The following is a 15927-nucleotide window of genomic DNA, read 5'->3' on the forward strand; positions in this document are numbered from 1 at the left end:
TTGGGGCCGGATGTGCGCCTGCCGGACGTACCGATGCCGGAATTCAAGCTTCCGTAGACATCAGCCGCGATGCACTGCCCGCGTCTGTAGGAGCGGGGGGGGGGGGGGGGGGGGGGGGCCCCCCCCCCCCCCCCCCCCCCCCCCCCCCCCCCCGCTCCTACATAGGACCACCGGACATCAGCGCGCGGGGGGCACGCGCCATGCCAGCAACAGCGTCCACGCCGCCCACGCGGCCAGCACCACGCTCGGGCCCACGATGGGCCCGAGCAGCGCAGGCGCCAGCAGGCAGAGCGCGCAGATGATCAGCGACGCCCAGCGGACCCTGCGCAACGCGAGGCCCGCCATCAGCGCGCCCGCGCCAAACGCGAGGTTCCAGACCATCCACGCCGTGGCATGCCAGCGGCTGGCGCCGCCGTCGAGTTCGTTCGGATCCAGCGTCAGCAGGCCTTGCGCCGCGAAGGCCAGCGCGGCCAGCAGCATCAGCCGCAGCGCGATGCCTGCGCCGAGGCGCGCATCCGGCATGGCCGCGCGCATCCGCAGCGCAGCGAATGCGACGACGAGCCCCGGGCCGATCCATGCCAGCAGGTTGAACAGCCACGCCAGCGGCATGCCTCGCGCGCCTGACCAGGCCAGCGGCGCGCCCGCAGGCACACCGGTCATCACCGCGAATACCAGCAGCGCCAGCAAGGTGCAGACATGCGCGCCGACGACCAGCGGGCGCAGCCGCACGCCACTCACGCCGACCACCGGAAGACGCCCTCGACCCCGACGCCGAACGTCCGTGCGATCCGGAACGCCAGTTCCAGCGACGGCGCATAACGCCCCGCTTCCAGCGCGATGATCGTCTGCCGCGTGACCTGGCAGGCATCCGCCAGCGCCTGCTGGGTCATCTCACCGTGCTCGAAGCGCAGGCGGCGGATCTCGTTGGTGATGGGCGTGCCGGTCATCTAACGCGGTTCATCGACGATCGCGCCAGTACAGCATGGCCGCGCGCCACTGGCCGACCGCATTGGCGACGAACATTACGGCGAACACCGCCGCGACTGTGGCACGTGCATCTGGCACGTCGCCCATGCGGCTGGCGTAGAGCGCATACACGGCGGCACCCGCGACGATCGATATCTCCAGTGTGCGCTTCGACCAGCGCGTGGCCGCCGCCTGGATCGTCGCGTCGCGCTCGTCCTCGACCACACTGCGGTGGCGCGCCTGCGCCCCCAGCCGGCGTGCGCGGATCTCCGGCCCCAAGAGCACGAGGCTGGCGTAGCCAAAAAGCAGGCACCAGGTGATCCAGCCCTCGCCCAGCCGTCCCGCGGCGATCATCTGCAGGAAGATCACCGCTGCAAGCAAGAGCTGGGCCGCGTTCCACGCTTCGGTTTCACCGGGCGACGGGCCGGCCCCTTCCCGAGAGAACCGAGCGCTGCGCCACGCCAGGCCTGCGATGCCGACCAGCAGGAGCAGCACCGGTCCAAGCGTGAGCCCACGCAAGCCGGGGTCCTTCGACACGAACAGCAGGCCGAAACCGGTGAACACTGCTGCTGGCCAGATCACCGACCAGACCGACGGCCGATCGCTCCGCGGTTGCCCACTCGGAGCTGCGAGCCCCCCATGCATCGACATGATGTCTCCTCCATCAGACTCAAGGTAAAAAATAATTTACATTCCGGATGAACCATGTCAACTATTTTTGACATGGTTGTATCCTGCGCATCCGTCACCATCCTTCGGGATCGCGCCCGGCGCATCCCTCTCCAACGGACTTCCGCATGCTCCTTGACGGCAACGCCCCCGCCCCCGCTGCCCTTCCCCACGTCTTCGACGCGACCACCGCGACCTTCGAAACCGAGGTGTTGCAGGCGTCGTTGCAGACCCCGGTGCTGATCGATTTCTGGGCCGAATGGTGCGGGCCGTGCAAGTCGCTCGGTCCGGTACTGGAGAAGCTCGCGGCCGAGTACAACGGCGCGTTCGTGCTGGCCAAGGTCGATGTCGACAAGGAACAGCAGATCGCGGCCGCGTTCCAGATCCGTTCGGTGCCGACGGTGTTTCTGCTGGTCGGCGGCCAGCCGGTCGACGGCTTCCCCGGCGCGCTGCCCGAAGGCGAGATCCGCGAGTTCCTGAAGAAGCACGGCATCGAGCCGGCTGAGGGCGGCGCTGTCGAAGAGGCCGAGCCCGCGCCGCTGGACCCGGCCGCCGAAGTGGCGCGCCTGCGTGAGGCAGTGGCTGCCGAGCCGGACAAGGCCGAACTGCGTCTCGACCTTGCATTGGCCCTGCTACAGACGGGCGATTCGAAGGAGGCCGAAGGTCTGCTCGACGGGCTGCCGGCGAACCTGGCCACCGACGACCGCACGATCAAGGCGCGCGCCCGGCTGGATTTCGCCACGCTGCTCGCCGATGCGCCGTCGGCCGACGAACTGCAGGCAGCCATCGCCGCCGATCCCGCCAACCTCACCGCGCGCCACCAGCTCGGCGTCCGTCATATCGTGGCCGGCGATGCCGAGGCGGGCCTGGAGCAGTTCATCGAAATCCTCGCGCGCGACCGCGATTTCCAAGACGGTCTGCCGCGCAAGGCGCTGATCGACGCATTCCGCATCATCGAAGACGCCGCCCTCGTCGGCCGCTACCGCCGCAAGATGGCGTCGCTGCTGTTCTGATCTGGCGCCTTCGGGCGCTTCCGTACAGCAGCGTATGGCAAGATCGGCGTCCCCTCGCCGATCGCCCGCCCATGACCTCGCGCCGTTTCCGCTTGCTGATGAATCTGTGGCCGCCGTTCCTGTTCGCGGGCATAAGAGTGACCCGCATCGACGAGGGCTTCCGGCATGCGCATGTCGAACTGCGCCAGCGCTGGTTCAACCGCAACTACGTCGGCACGCACTTCGGCGGCAGCCTGTTCGCGATGACCGATCCGTTCTGGATGATCATGACGCTGCGCGCGCTCGGCAACGACCACGTGGTCTGGGACAAGGCCGGCGAGATCGAGTTCATCCGTCCGGGCCGCGGCACCGTCCACGCGACCTTCGATCTGGACGACGCCACGGTGGAAGCAATCCGCACCGTCACTGCTGACGGTAGCAAGCACCTGCACTGGTTCACCACCGATGTACTCGACGCATCGGGAGAACTGGTCGCCCGCGTGCGCAAACAGGTCTACGTGCGCCGCAAGCGGCGCAGCGGTCAGTTCGAGACCGCAGCGAGTCGATGAGATAGCGGGCTACGCGAACGACTGGCACATCGCTGGCCTCGTGCGCTTCGATTGTCCGGGGTACGCGTGCACTGACGTCAAGCGCGAACAACGCGATCCTTCATAATCCGCCAGCGACTACGCCTCCGCTTGAACTGCGTCGTGTCCTGCGGCCTGCGAGACTGCGCCTCTCCGAACTCGTTGATCCCGATGCTCCGACTCACCGATCTCAAACTGCCGCTCGACCACGACGATGCCGCCCTGCCCGAGGCGATCGTTGCGCGTCTGGGCATCCACGCCGACGAACTCACCGGCTTCACCGTGGCCAAGCGCAGCTACGACGCGCGCCGGCGCGGGGCGATCGTGCTGATCTATTCGGTCGACGTGGAGACCACGCGCGAGGCCGACATCCTGCAGCGGCTGGAACTCGATCCCGAAGCCGCCGCGGCGGACGACCAGGCCGACGGCGCCGTGGCCGGTGGCAGCGGCAAGGTCGGCACGTCGCCGGACACGTCGTACCGCTTCGTCGCACGCGCCAGTGATGCCCTGCCACTGCGTCCGCTGGTGATCGGCACCGGGCCCTGCGGCCTGTTCGCGGCGCTGGTGCTCGCGCAGATGGGGTTCCGGCCCATCGTGCTGGAACGCGGCAAGGCGGTGCGCGAACGCACCGTGGATACCTTCGGGCTGTGGCGGAAAAAAGTGTTGAACCCCGAATCCAACGTGCAGTTCGGCGAAGGCGGCGCCGGCACGTTCTCCGACGGCAAGCTCTACAGCCAGATCTCCGACAAGCGCCATCACGGCCGCAAGGTGCTGACCGAGTTCGTCGCCGCAGGTGCGCCCGAGGAAATCCTCTTTGTGAGCAAGCCGCACATCGGCACGTTCCGGCTGGTGTCGATGGTCGAGCACATGCGCGCGACCATCGAATCGCTGGGCGGCGAGATCCGCTTCTCCAGCCGGGTCGATGATCTGGTCGTCGAAGACGATGCGCAAGGCGTGCGCCATGTGCGTGGCGTGACGTTGGCCAACGGCGAGACCATCCGCAGCGATCACGTGGTGCTGGCGCTCGGCCACAGCGCGCGCGACACCTTCGCGATGCTGGACGCGCGCGGTGTGTTTCTCGAGGCGAAGCCCTTCTCGATCGGCTTCCGCATCGAGCATCCGCAGTCGCTGGTCGATGCCGCGCGCTTCGGCCCACAGGCCGGCCATCCGCTGCTGGGCGCGGCCGACTACAAGCTGGTGCACCACGCGCGCAACGGCCGCTCGGTCTACAGCTTCTGCATGTGCCCGGGCGGCACCGTGGTGGCCGCGGCCAGCGAGCCCGGCCGCGTGGTCACCAATGGCATGAGCCAGTACTCGCGCAACGAGCGCAACGCGAACGCGGCGATCGTCGTCGGCATCACGCCGGAGGACTTTCTGCCGTACGCACCGCAAGGCGGGCCGCTCGCCGGTATCGCCCTGCAACGGCACTGGGAGTCGAACGCCTTCGTACTCGGCGGCGGCGAATACGAAGCGCCGGGGCAACTGGTCGGCGATCTGCTCGCCGGGCGCGCGTCCAGCGCGTTCGGCAACGTAGTGCCGTCGTACACGCCGGGCGTGCGCCTGGGCGATCTGTCCGGCGCCCTGCCCGATTACGCGATCGCCGCGATCCGCGAAGCCCTGCCCGCTTTCGACCGCAAGCTGCGCGGCTTCGCGATGCACGATGCGTTGCTGACCGGCGTGGAGACGCGCACATCATCGCCGCTGCGCATCACCCGCCACGACGACGGCCAGAGCCTGAACACACGCGGGCTGTTTCCCGCTGGCGAAGGCGCGGGCTACGCGGGCGGCATCCTGTCGGCCGGTGTGGACGGCATCAAGGCCGCTGAATCGGTCGCGATGGCACTGGTCGCGGCCGGGCACGCACGCGCGGCCTGACAGTGCGGCCGCGCAAGGCGTCAGTCACGCAGGACGGATTGCAGACGCCTTCATGGGAGCCGGCAACGCATCACACCGTTTTCCAGCGCGTCCTCGGTATGCTGTGCGACGCAAGGGGGAACCATGCCGCATACGCCAACCGGGCCTGACTCGACGGTCTTTCCGGACATCGCCGGTTACCGCTTGCTGCGCGTCATCGGACACGGCGGCATGGCGACGGTCTATCTCGGTACGCAGCTGTCTTTGGGGCGCGACGTGGCGATCAAGGTCATGCTGCCCGAGGCGCTGGCCGACGAGGTGAGCCGTCGTCGCTTCGAGAACGAAGCGCGCACGATCGCCCGGCTCGAGCACCCCAACATCGTCGGCATCCACGAGGTCGGCCGCACCGAGGACGGTCTGCCGTGGTACTCGATGCCATATCTGCCGCATGGGCATCTGGGCGGTCGCGATCTCACCGGTGACCACACCCGCGTGCGCGAAGTGCTGCGCGCGTTGCTGTCGGCGCTGGCCTATGCGCATGCGCGTGGCGTGATCCATCGCGACGTCAAGGCCGAGAACGTGCTGTTCGACGAGGCCGATCGTCCGCTGCTGGCGGATTTCGGCATCGCCCTGCGCCGCGGCTACGGCACGCGCGTGACCATGGTCGGCCTCGCCGTCGGCAGTACCGCCTACATGGCGCCGGAACAGGCGCGCGGCCAGCAGGTCGATTTCCGCGCCGATCTCTACAGCGTCGGCGTGCTGGCCTGGGAAATGCTCAACGGCAGCCTGCCGTACCAGGGCGAAGACGCGCTGTCGATGGCGATCGCGCATACCCAGAATCCGATTCCGCGGTTGTCGCCGCCATTGCGTCACTGGCAACGTTTCATCGATCGCGCCCTGGCGAAATCGCCCGGCCGCCGCTTCGCCGATGCCAACCAGATGTTGCAGGCGCTGGCGCAGGTGCCGCAGCGGGACGGCAAGCGCGAACCTGTCGTGACCGGCACGTTCCGGCGCATCGGCGAAGGCACCCGTCGCCTCGGTGATGGCGCGCGGCAGGTATCGCCGATGCTGTGGATTCCGGCAGTGCTGGTCGTCGCCGCCGGTATCGGGTTCCTGCTGCGCCCGTCGAGTGCGCCGGGCATCGACGCACCCGCGCCCGGACAGGCCCGCGCCGCCGGAGGTGCGACCGCGCCCGTCGATGCCGAAGGCCTGGCCCACGAGGAGGCGCGCGCGCCGGCCACCACCGCCACGTCCACGGAGGCGGCCACGCCGCAGGCTGCGCCGGTCTCGGCGTCCGATCGCCATCTCGGCGATGCCGAACGCCAGTTGCGCGTCGGCCAGTTGGCCGCGCCTGTCGGCGCGAACGCGTTCGAGTCCTTGTCGCGCGCCTGGCAGGCCGATCGCGAGCACCTGCGCTTCGCGCCGCTGTCCGGCCGCGCGCTCGACGCGGCCGGACAGCGGGCGACCGCGTTGATCGCAAAGGGCGAGCATGACAACGCCGCCAAGCTGTTGACCGCCGCGCGCCAGCATGCAATCGCCACTGGCCAGGCCGACGGCGAGTCGATGCGCCGGCTGCGCAAGCGCGTGGACGAAGCGCTCGAAGTGCGGATCAACCAGGCGGTCACCGATGTCGACCGCGGCGAAGCAGTTGCGAGCCTGGCCTCGGCCGACGCCGTGGGTCTCGATGCCGCCGCGACTGCGCGTCTGCGTCGCCAGGCCATGACCATTCCCGACGTCGCCGCGCTGGCCGCCAGCGTTGCCGGGGGTGCGCGCGTGGTCCGCAGCAGCGACGGCGTCTACGCGATCTCGAACACGCCGGTCAGCCGCGCGGACTACGGCGCCTTCATCGCCGCCACCGGCCACAAGTCGGCCTCGTGCCGCGCGCGTGGTTCAGTGCTGCGAGCACTCTCGTCGAAGGACTGGGAAGACCCGGGTTTCGAGCAATCGCCGTCCGACCCGGTCGTCTGCGTGTCCTGGCACGACGCGGTGGAATATGCGCGCTGGCGCAGCGAACGCGAAGGTCGGAGCATCGTTGTGGCCTCGACAGCACAGGGCGCCAGTGTCGCGACGCCGGCCAGCGGCCCGGCCGAATGGCGCAGCGATTGCGCGGCCGCCTGCAAGGACCGGATCGCCGCCGGCCCAAGCCAGCGCGACGCGCTCGCCAGCCGCGCGCTCGACCCGCGCCGCGGCTACGACGACGTCGGTTTCCGCCTCGCGCACCTGCCCTGACGCAGGGCCCGCGCCGCAACGCCCGCTGTCGCCCGGCCGGAACAATCTTTCCGCAGTCCAGGTGCCGAGGGCATCATGTCGGGCTCCCCACCCCACCCGCGGATTCCAATGAGTGCCCCCACCCTGGGCGGACGCCTGCAGCGTCTGTTCCTCACCGGTCTGCTGACCCTGCTGCCGATCTGGCTGACCTGGATCGTCGTCAAGTTCGTGTTCGTGCTGTTGTCCGACATCAGCACGCCATGGGTCGCGCCGCTGTCGCACAGGATCGCCGCGGGCTTTCCCAATTCGCTCGGCTGGGCCAACGCCGCGTCCGTGCAGGCGACCATCGCGCTGCTCGCGACCATCGCGCTGATCCTCGGCGTGGGCTGGCTCGCGCGACGGGTCATCGGCCAGCGCATGCTGTCGTGGGTCGATGCGCTGGTGCGCCGCATCCCGCTGGCGAACGTGATCTATTCCAGCGCGCGCAAACTGCTCGACATCCTGCAGACCAAACCTGACGGCACCCAGCGCGTGGTGCTGATCGACTTTCCGCATCCCGGCATGAAGTCGGTGGGCTTCGTCACCCGGGTGATCCGCGAACAGGGCACCGGACGCGAACTCGCCGCGGTGTACGTGCCGACCACGCCCAACCCGACGTCGGGCTATCTGGAAATCGTGCCGCTGGAGAAGATCACGCCGACCGACTGGACCGTCGACCAGGCGATGAGTTTCATCATCTCCGGCGGTGCAGTCGCGCCCGAGACGATCCCGTTCGATCCCCAGCCGGCGCCACCACACGCGGTGCCGGCGCCCGGCACGCCAGTGCCCTGAGCACGTGACCTTCGGCCCTTGCCGGCCGCGTACCGCTTTCGACAGCATCGACCGATTCCCATTGGAGCCCGACATGAAGCAGCCGCTCGTCCTCGCCATCGCCGTCGCTATCGCCGCCGGCGGCGGACTCGCCGGCTGCAACCGCGATGCGCCCGCGCAGGCGTCGGCCGCCACCATCGCCGACGTGCCGGTCGAGGATGCCGCCGCGCGTGCTGCAAGGCTGACCACGCTGTACGCCGAGTACTGGGAAGAACTGCTCAAGCTCAACCCGATCCAGGCGACCTTCCAGGGCGACACGCGCTACAACGACCAGTTGCCGGATTTTGGCAGCGCCGAGTACCGCGAACAGGTGCGCAGCTTCAACGAGCGCTGGCTCAAGGCGGTCGAGGCGGTCGGCAGCGAAGGCCTGCAGGGCCAGGATCTGCTGAGCTACCGCATCTTCGTCGAAGAGCGTCGCAACACGCTTGACGGCGAACGCTTCCCTGACTGGATGATGCCGGTCAACCAGATGGGCAGCATCGTCAGCTATTCGGTGCTGCTGGGCTCGGGGACGAACGCGCAGCCGTTTGTGACCGTCGCCGATTACGAGGCCTGGTTGCGTCGCGCCGCGCGCGTTCCCGTGCTGCTGGACACCGAAATCGCCAACATGCAGGCCGGCATCGAAGCCAATGTGGTGCAGCCGCGCGTGGTGATGGAAAAGGTGCTGCCGCAGTTCGACGCGATCCTCGTCGATGACGTGGAGAAGAGCCCGTTCTGGGGCCCGGTCGAACGATTCCCGGACGATATCGCCGAGGCCGACCGCGCGCGCCTGACCGCCGAATTCCGCACCCTGATCACCGAGCAGCTCAATCCAGCGATCCAGCGCCAGCGCGACTTCATCGCCAACGACTACCTGCCGCACGCGCGTGACAGCGTCGGGCTCGACGCCCTGCCCGACGGCATGGCCTGGTATGCGTTTTCCGCAAAACAGCAGACCACGTCCGACCTGACGCCCGAGGCGATCCACCAGATCGGCCTGGACGAGGTGGCCCGCATCCACGAGCAGATCCGCGGCGTCATGGCGGAAACGAAGTTCGAGGGATCGCTGCAGGACTTCTTCCGCTTCATGCAGACCGACCGCCGCTTCGAGTTCCGTTCCGAGGCACAGCTGCTGTCGCACTACCGCGCCATTGAACAGAAGATCGAGGCAAAGGTGCCCGAACTGTTCTCGCTGACGCCCAAGGCCGGTTTCGAGATCCGCCCGATCGAGGCCTTCCGCGCCGCGTCGGCCGCGGGCGGCGAGTACATGAGTCCCAGCGAGGACGGCAGCCGCCCGGGCATCTTCTACGTCAACACCTTCGATCTGCCGACCCGCAAGCGCTGGGACGCTGAAGACCTGTTCCTGCACGAGGCGATTCCCGGCCACCACTTCCAGCTGGCGCTGCAGCAGGAGCTGACCGACCTGCCCGCGTTCCGCCGCTTCGGCGGCGAGACCGCGTACATCGAAGGCTGGGGGCTGTACGCCGAGAGCCTGGGCAAGGAACTCGGCCTCTACACCGATCCCTACGACTACTTCGGACGCCTGCAGGGCGAACTGTGGCGCGCGGTGCGACTGGTCGTCGACACCGGCCTGCACAGCAAGGGCTGGACGCGCCAGCAGGTGCTCGACTACATGTTCGAGAATTCCTCGGTCAGCGAGCCGGATGCGATTGCCGAGGCCGAGCGCTACATCGCGTGGCCCGGCCAGGCGCTGGCCTACAAGATCGGCGAGCTCAAGATCCAGGAACTGCGCAAGCGCAGCGAGGCGGCGCTGGGCGAGGCTTTCGATATCCGGGAATTCCATGCCGAAGTGCTGAAGGACGGCGCGCTGCCGTTGCCGTTGCTGGATGCGAAGATCGATGCATGGATCGCGGCGCAGCGTGGACGCGCCGACGCTGCGCCGATCGAAACGGCGCCGGCAGGGGTTGAGTCGTAAGACGGGCGCCGGCAAGCCGCGACTGCAAGGCATCGTTTGGCGAGTCGGGGCCCTGGTCTCACGCCCACAGCGCAATCGACCTGGCGCCGGGGTGCGCAGGTTGGACGGCCCTGGCGCACTGGCGCACGTGGCCTGCGCAGGTCGCGCGCGACTGTTTCGCCGCGCGAGTCGCTGAGTCCCGGCGTTCGCCGGGACGACGACATCCGCTGGACGACGACATCTATCCTCCGTCATCCCGGCGAACGCCGGGATCCAGCGACTTCGTTCTGACGATCGCGTGTTCCCGCGTCCGAGACGACACGCGACGCCTATCGTAGAAGCCCCTGCGCTCCCGACCCCACCTCGCGATGCTGCACGCCGCTTGCCCTCCTCCACCCGCCGCGCGATGCTGCACGCCGGCTCGCGCTGGGGAGGCGCCATGATCCGCACGATGTTCTCGGTGATGCTCGGCATGGTCGCCGCCATGATGGTGATGCTCGGGCTGGAATTCGTCGGCTCGTGGATGTTCCCGCTGCCGGCCGGGCAACTCGCCACTGACGCGGACCTTGCCGAGATCGTCGCGAATGCGCCGATCGGCAAGCTGGTCTGGGTGCTGTCCGGCTGGCTGCTCGCCGCGGTCTGTGGCGGCTGGGTTGCGGCGCGACTCGCGCGCGTGCGCCGGATGAGCGCCGCGATCGCGGTCGGCGTGCTGATCGTGCTCGGCGTGATCGGCAACGCGTGGATGCTGCCGCATCCGCTGTGGATGACGCTGCTCGGCGTGATCGGCCCGATTCCCCTCGCGTGGTGCGGTGGGCGGCTCGCGCTGCGGCGCAGGCGCGCCGACGCGCCCGTGTAACGACACAGGACGTCCCATGCAGGCATCGTTGCTGACCACACTGCTGCTGCCGCTCGCGCTCGGCGTGATCATGTTCGGGCTCGGCCTCGGCCTGACGCTCGAGGATTTCCGCCGTGTCGCGCGGTATCCGCGTGCGGTGCTGATCGGTCTCGCCTTGCAGATCGGCATCCTGCCCTGGGCGGCCCTCGGGCTCGCGTTGCTGTTCCGGCTACCGCCCGAACTCGCGGTCGGCCTGATGCTGCTGGCTGCATCGCCGGGCGGCGCGACCGCGAACATCTACAGCCATATCGCGCGCGGCGACGTGGCGCTCAACATCACGCTGACCGCAGTCAACAGCGTGCTGTGCCTGATCACGCTGCCGATCATCCTCAACCTGTCGCTGGAGTTCTTCCTCGGCGCCGGCCAGTACGTGCCGCCGCCGACGCGCAAGATCGTCGAGGTTGCGCTGATCATCCTGCTGCCGGTCAGCATCGGCATGCTGGTGCGGGCGTTCGCCTCCGGTTTCGCAACGCGCATGGAGAAACCGATCCGCTTGCTTTCGGTGGTCGTGCTCGCGCTGCTGATCGTCGCCGCCGTCGCCAGTACCTGGGACACGCTGTTGGCCTATTTCGCCGCCGTCGGCATCGCCTGTCTGCTGTTCAATCTCGTCAGCATGGGCACGGGCTACGCGGCGCCGCGCGCGCTGAAGCTGCCGCGGCGGCAGGCGATCGCGATTTCGATGGAGATCGGCATCCACAACGGCACGTTGGCGATCTTCATCGCGCTCAGCGTGCTCGGCAACGCAACGATGTCGGCGCCGGCCGCGGTCTACAGCCTGCTGATGTTCTTCACCGCGGCCGCATTCGCCGCATGGCTCAACCGGCCCGGCGCGCGCGAAGCCAGCGCTTCCACCTGAATTTCGTTGCAAGACGCCGCGTCCGCCGCAGACTGTCGGTCCGTCCGCCGCTGGAATTCCGATGCGCCCGTGTCTGCTCGCCTGCTCGCTCCTCACCTGCCTGCTGTCGTCCCCGCTGACCGGATCTGCGGCGGAACCGCCGCTGCCGCAGCTCGAGGCGTACACGGTCGACGTCTCGTGGCGGCAGCCGATCGCGCCGGTGCGGATCGCCGACCGCACCTGGCAGATCGGCACCGAAGGACTCACTGCATTGCTGGTGCTGACCGACGACGGCGCCGTGCTGATCGACGGCGGCATGCCGCAGGCCGTGGATGCCTTGCTGGCGAACATGGCGCGGCTGGAGGTCGCGCCCGCGGACCTGCGCCTGCTGCTGTCGAGCCACGCGCACGCCGACCACGCAGGGCCCTTTGCCGCGCTCAAGCGCCGCACCGGCGCACGCCTCGTCGCCAACGCCGAATCGGCCGTGCTGTTCGCGCGTGGCGGCAGCGACGATCTGCACTTCGGCGACGAGATCACATATCCGCCTGTGCAGACCGATCGCATCGTCATGGACCGCGAGGTCGTGACGCAGGGCGGCGTCGATTTCACCGTGCACTTCGTGCCCGGTCACACGCCAGGCAGCGTGGCCTGGACCTGGACCGATACGCGTGACGGCCGACCGGTGCGCATCGCCTACGTCGACAGTCTCAGCGCGCCTGGGTATCGACTGCACGACAACCCGCGTTACCCGCGCCTGGTAGACGACTATCGCCGCTCGTTTCATGTGGTGCGCGCCCTGCCCTGCGACCTGCTGCTGACACCGCACCCCGGTGCGAGCCACTGGGATTACGCAGCGGGTGACGCGGCAGGCGCGAAGGCGCTGACATGCGCGGCCTATGCGGACGGTGCGGAAGCGCGATTCGAAGCGCAGCTCGCGGAGGCGCAGGCGAAGTCGCGCTGAGCCGGCTGTGAGACGCATCCCTGCATCAGCGCACCGCGGAACGATTCGCGATGCGCTGATCCACACGCCGCGCTGTCCTGTAGGAGCGCGCTCGCGCGCGATGGAGGTGTAACGGGACGCCCAATCGCGCGCGCGAGCGCGCCTACAAGTGCAAAGGCCCCGCTCGAAAGCGGGGCCTTTTCTCGTTGCACGACGCGTGGATTTACTCGCCGCTGCCGAACGTCCCGTAGGTCTTCAGTTGCTCGGCCACTGCCGCATCGCCGACCACGACGATGCTCTGCTGCTTCGGGTCGAAGAACTCGCGCGCGACCGACTGCACCTGCGCCGCGGTCACGTTGTTGACCTTGTCGACGTAGCTGCTGAGGTAGTCGGCCGGCCGCCCCAGCAGCCAGTTGCCGGCGAGCGCGGACGCGACCGCGTACTGCAGCTGGTTCTGGAACAGGTAGGTACCGGCGGTGAAACGTTTGGCGCGCTGCAGCTCGTCGGCGGGCACGGACTGTTCGCGCATCTGTTCGAATTCCTTGAGGAATTCGCCGATCGCCGCACCGGTCACCTCGTTGCGGACATCGGCCTGGGCCTGGAAGGACCCGCCTTCTGCGCGCAAGCCGAAGCTGCTGCCGGCGCCGTAGGTGTAGCCCTTGTCCTCGCGCAGGTTGCGCATCAGCCGGCTGTCGAAGCCGCCACCGAGGATGGTGTTGGCGAGCGCTGCGGGAATCGCGCGGTCGTCGTCGGCATCGAACGCCGGGCGTCCGATGCGCACCGCCGACTGCACGCTGTTCTCTCGCGGTACCAGCACGAACTGCGGACCCTCGGGGTAGGCCGGCGCGGCGACTTCGGCGATTGGATCACCGCTGCCCTGCCAGTCGCCGAACATCGACTCGGCCAGCGCCTTGGCCGCGTCCGGCGTGACCGGTCCAGCGATCACCAGCAGCGCGTGATCGGGACGGAAGCGCGCCGCATGCGCAGCCTTGAGGCCTGCGATGTCCGTGCCGTTGATCGCCGCTTCGGTCGGCAGCGTGTTGCCGTAGGGATGGTCACCGAACAGCACGCGACCCATCGCACGATTGGCCTGATAGCTCGGCTGCGCCTGCGCCGCCTTGAGGCCTTGCAGTGCATTGGTCTTCGCCAACTGCACTTCATTGGCCGGAAACGCCGGGTTGCGCACCACGTCGGCAAACAGTGCAGCCAAAGGCTCGGCCGACGACGACAGACCGGATGCGCTGACGAACAGGCCGTCGCTGCTGGCGCTGGCGCCGATCGAGCCTCCGAGGCGCTCAAGCGCTTCCGCAATCTGCACCGAACTGCGGGTCTCCGTGCCTTCGCGCAGCAGACCGGCGAGCAGGTTCGACATGCCCGGCAGCTGCGCCGGATCGCTGGCGAGACCGCCGCGCACGGCCAGCACGTAGTCGACGCGTGGCAGCCCGCCCTGGCGCGGGAGCACCCAGACAGTCAGACCGTTGTCGAGCGTGTGTTCGACCAGGCCGAGCTCGGGCAGCGGCTTGTCGGCGCCGTAGTCCGGCAGGCCCGCAGGCAATTCTGTCGGCGGCGCAGTGGTGGGCGGCGCGCCGGGTGCGGCCGGCTGCTGCGCGTAAGCAGCGCTGGCGAACAGGCAGATGCCGAGTGCCAGTGCAAGCGGACGCAGGCCGCGGGTCGGAACGTTGTGCTTGTCCATATCGATCTCCTCAGTCCTGCGCCGGTGCGGCAGCGGGCGCCGGCGCGGCCGGCGCGGCGATGCCACGTGCAGGCGCCATCGCGGCCGGCACGCGGTCGATGACGGTGCGGTTGGCATCGGTCAGATAGGTCTTCGCCACGCGCTGCACGTCGGCGACGGTCACGGCCTGCACCCACTCGGGGACCCGGTTGAGCGTGTCCGCATCACCCCACAGCAGTTGCGCCTTGGCCAGCTCGTCGGCGCGCGAGATGAAAGGTTCGAGGCTGTTGACGTAATCGGCCAGCAGCTTGGTCTTGGCCGCGGCCAGGGTGTCGGCCGGTACGCCCTCGGCGACAACGCGCGCGATTTCCTCATCGACCGCGCCCAGCACCGCGTCCGGTTCGACGTTCGGCTTGTACAGCGCAAACAACGTCATCAGCGTCGGGCCGTCGTAGTCCCAGGCATGGCCCAATGGCCAACCCAGGCCACCATCGATATTGAGCAGTTGCTCACGGCCCTTGACCAGGCCCTGGTACAGGCGCGATGCATTGCCGCCGGCCAGCAGCTGCGACAACACCGCCATCGGCGCATGATCGGCGTGGCCGCGCGCGGGCATCTTCCAGCCCACTGCGAGCGCGGGCACCTGGGCCAGCGCGTCGGCCTGCGCTTCGCGCCTGCCTTCGGTGTTCAGCGGTTCGGAGACGTCGGGGCGCGCGGGCGTCGCACGCGCCGGAATATCTCCGAAATACTCCTCGACCAGTGCGAAGGCTTCTTCAGCCGAGATGTCGCCGGCGATGCCGATGACCGCGTTGTTCGGGCCGTAGTAGTCGCGGTGGAAGGCTTCGACATCGGCAAGCGTTGCGCCTTCGAGATCCTTGAAGCTGCCGTAGCCGTCGTGCGCGTTCGCCCACTTGGAGAACGCCAGCCGGTTGATGTCGAACACGAAGAACAGCCCGTAGGGCTGGTTCTGCACGTTGACGCGGATCTCTTCCTTGACCACGTCCTGCTGGTTCTTGAGGTTCTCTGGCGAGAAATCCAGCGTCTTCATGCGGTCCGCTTCGAGCCAGAGGATCGGCGCGAGCGCGGAGACCGGCGCGGTCTCGATGTAGTTGGTGTAATCGGGGCGCGTGGAACCGTTGAGTCGACCGCCGCCGCCCTGGATCACGCGGTCGAACGTGCCCTTGGGCGCGGTTGGTGTGCCCTGGAACATCAGATGTTCGAACAGATGCGCGAAGCCGGTGCGGTTCTCGGGTTCGAGCCGCATGCCCACGTGGTAGACCACGCTGACACCGACGGTCGGCGAGCTGCGGTCTTCGGACACGACGACGGTCAGGCCGTTGTCGAGCGTCTTTGTTTCGATCGGCAGACGCCAATCGGCCTGCTGCGCGGCCGCGGGCGCGGCCAACATCGCGAGCAGCACGCATGCGCCACCCAGTCCTGCGAGTCGTTTCATGGTCGGTTCCCTGTCCGCCCCGCTCCCCGGGGCACGAACACCGACTATAAATCGTGGGACGACGCTTGCACGTGCCGACGGTCACGCGCCCT

General features: G+C 68.4%; 14 protein-coding genes. 9 read left to right on the forward strand and 5 right to left on the reverse strand.

Going from position 1 to position 15927, the window contains the following annotated elements; translation table 11 throughout:
- Positions 1-177: 177 nt before the first annotated feature.
- Genes J2W68_RS00005 through J2W68_RS00015 form a run of 3 tightly spaced genes read right to left on the reverse strand, consistent with a single transcriptional unit; the run spans position 178 to position 1617 of the window.
- Entirely contained in the window at positions 178-738 is a 561-nt protein-coding gene (locus tag J2W68_RS00005) for a hypothetical protein (RefSeq protein ID WP_310231339.1), read from the reverse strand.
- Entirely contained in the window at positions 735-947 is a 213-nt protein-coding gene (locus tag J2W68_RS00010; protein ID WP_310231342.1) for a helix-turn-helix transcriptional regulator, read from the reverse strand. The genes J2W68_RS00005 and J2W68_RS00010 overlap by 4 nt, the downstream gene beginning before the upstream one ends.
- A gap of 10 nt (positions 948-957) precedes the next feature.
- Positions 958-1617: a hypothetical protein gene (locus tag J2W68_RS00015; protein WP_310231344.1), complete on the reverse strand. Its 660-nt coding sequence runs from the start codon at positions 1615-1617 to the stop codon at positions 958-960.
- A 146-nt stretch (positions 1618-1763) separates the two neighbouring features.
- Here J2W68_RS00015 and trxA point away from each other — a divergent pair, with 146 nt between their 5' ends.
- From trxA to bla, 9 genes are all read left to right on the forward strand, one after another.
- Entirely contained in the window at positions 1764-2648 is an 885-nt protein-coding gene (trxA, locus tag J2W68_RS00020; protein WP_310231347.1) for a thioredoxin, read from the forward strand.
- A gap of 71 nt (positions 2649-2719) precedes the next feature.
- Entirely contained in the window at positions 2720-3196 is a 477-nt protein-coding gene (locus J2W68_RS00025; protein ID WP_310231349.1) for a DUF4442 domain-containing protein, read from the forward strand.
- 189 nt (positions 3197-3385) lie between these two features.
- Positions 3386-5089 carry an NAD(P)/FAD-dependent oxidoreductase gene (locus J2W68_RS00030; protein WP_310231352.1) on the forward strand — a complete coding sequence of 568 codons (1704 nt, stop codon included), beginning with the start codon at positions 3386-3388 and terminating at the stop codon, positions 5087-5089.
- Between the two features lie 123 nt (positions 5090-5212).
- Positions 5213-7297 (forward strand): protein kinase domain-containing protein, encoded by a 2085-nt coding sequence (locus tag J2W68_RS00035; protein ID WP_310231355.1) that lies wholly within the window; start codon positions 5213-5215, stop codon positions 7295-7297.
- 75 nt (positions 7298-7372) lie between these two features.
- Positions 7373-8107: a DUF502 domain-containing protein gene (locus J2W68_RS00040; protein ID WP_310231358.1), complete on the forward strand. Its 735-nt coding sequence runs from the start codon at positions 7373-7375 to the stop codon at positions 8105-8107.
- A 73-nt stretch (positions 8108-8180) separates the two neighbouring features.
- Positions 8181-10061 carry a DUF885 domain-containing protein gene (locus J2W68_RS00045; protein WP_310231360.1) on the forward strand — a complete coding sequence of 627 codons (1881 nt, stop codon included), beginning with the start codon at positions 8181-8183 and terminating at the stop codon, positions 10059-10061.
- Between the two features lie 418 nt (positions 10062-10479).
- Positions 10480-10896, forward strand: a complete 417-nt coding sequence (locus J2W68_RS00050) for a hypothetical protein (RefSeq protein ID WP_310231363.1) — start codon at positions 10480-10482, stop codon at positions 10894-10896.
- A 16-nt stretch (positions 10897-10912) separates the two neighbouring features.
- Entirely contained in the window at positions 10913-11791 is an 879-nt protein-coding gene (locus tag J2W68_RS00055) for a bile acid:sodium symporter family protein (protein ID WP_310231366.1), read from the forward strand.
- Between the two features lie 61 nt (positions 11792-11852).
- Positions 11853-12731 carry a subclass B3 metallo-beta-lactamase gene (gene bla, locus J2W68_RS00060; RefSeq protein ID WP_310231368.1) on the forward strand — a complete coding sequence of 293 codons (879 nt, stop codon included), beginning with the start codon at positions 11853-11855 and terminating at the stop codon, positions 12729-12731.
- Between the two features lie 202 nt (positions 12732-12933).
- On the opposite strand, the gene J2W68_RS00065 is transcribed toward bla, so the two are convergent.
- Positions 12934-14403: a M16 family metallopeptidase gene (locus tag J2W68_RS00065; RefSeq protein WP_310231370.1), complete on the reverse strand. Its 1470-nt coding sequence runs from the start codon at positions 14401-14403 to the stop codon at positions 12934-12936.
- 10 nt (positions 14404-14413) lie between these two features.
- Positions 14414-15835, reverse strand: coding sequence for a M16 family metallopeptidase (locus J2W68_RS00070; RefSeq protein WP_310231372.1), 1422 nt, complete (start codon positions 15833-15835; stop codon positions 14414-14416).
- Positions 15836-15927 lie beyond the last annotated feature (92 nt).

It is taken from the genome of Luteimonas terrae (assembly GCF_031457535.1).
Classification (GTDB): Bacteria; Pseudomonadota; Gammaproteobacteria; order Xanthomonadales; family Xanthomonadaceae; genus Luteimonas; species Luteimonas terrae_A.

Bases quoted from the DNA above. Each gene is read 5' to 3' on its own strand.
- J2W68_RS00050 (WP_310231363.1), top strand. From the start codon at position 10,480: ATGATCCGCACGATGTTCTCGGTGATGCTCGGCATGGTCGCCGCCATG.
- J2W68_RS00010 (WP_310231342.1), bottom strand. From the start codon at position 947: ATGACCGGCACGCCCATCACCAACGAGATCCGCCGCCTGCGCTTCGAG.
- J2W68_RS00015 (WP_310231344.1), bottom strand. From the start codon at position 1,617: ATGTCGATGCATGGGGGGCTCGCAGCTCCGAGTGGGCAACCGCGGAGC.
- J2W68_RS00055 (WP_310231366.1), top strand. From the start codon at position 10,913: ATGCAGGCATCGTTGCTGACCACACTGCTGCTGCCGCTCGCGCTCGGC.
- J2W68_RS00030 (WP_310231352.1), top strand. From the start codon at position 3,386: ATGCTCCGACTCACCGATCTCAAACTGCCGCTCGACCACGACGATGCC.
- J2W68_RS00065 (WP_310231370.1), bottom strand. From the start codon at position 14,403: ATGGACAAGCACAACGTTCCGACCCGCGGCCTGCGTCCGCTTGCACTG.
- J2W68_RS00070 (WP_310231372.1), bottom strand. From the start codon at position 15,835: ATGAAACGACTCGCAGGACTGGGTGGCGCATGCGTGCTGCTCGCGATG.
- J2W68_RS00045 (WP_310231360.1), top strand. From the start codon at position 8,181: ATGAAGCAGCCGCTCGTCCTCGCCATCGCCGTCGCTATCGCCGCCGGC.
- J2W68_RS00035 (WP_310231355.1), top strand. From the start codon at position 5,213: ATGCCGCATACGCCAACCGGGCCTGACTCGACGGTCTTTCCGGACATC.
- trxA (WP_310231347.1), top strand. From the start codon at position 1,764: ATGCTCCTTGACGGCAACGCCCCCGCCCCCGCTGCCCTTCCCCACGTC.
- J2W68_RS00040 (WP_310231358.1), top strand. From the start codon at position 7,373: ATGTCGGGCTCCCCACCCCACCCGCGGATTCCAATGAGTGCCCCCACC.
- J2W68_RS00025 (WP_310231349.1), top strand. From the start codon at position 2,720: ATGACCTCGCGCCGTTTCCGCTTGCTGATGAATCTGTGGCCGCCGTTC.
- bla (WP_310231368.1), top strand. From the start codon at position 11,853: ATGCGCCCGTGTCTGCTCGCCTGCTCGCTCCTCACCTGCCTGCTGTCG.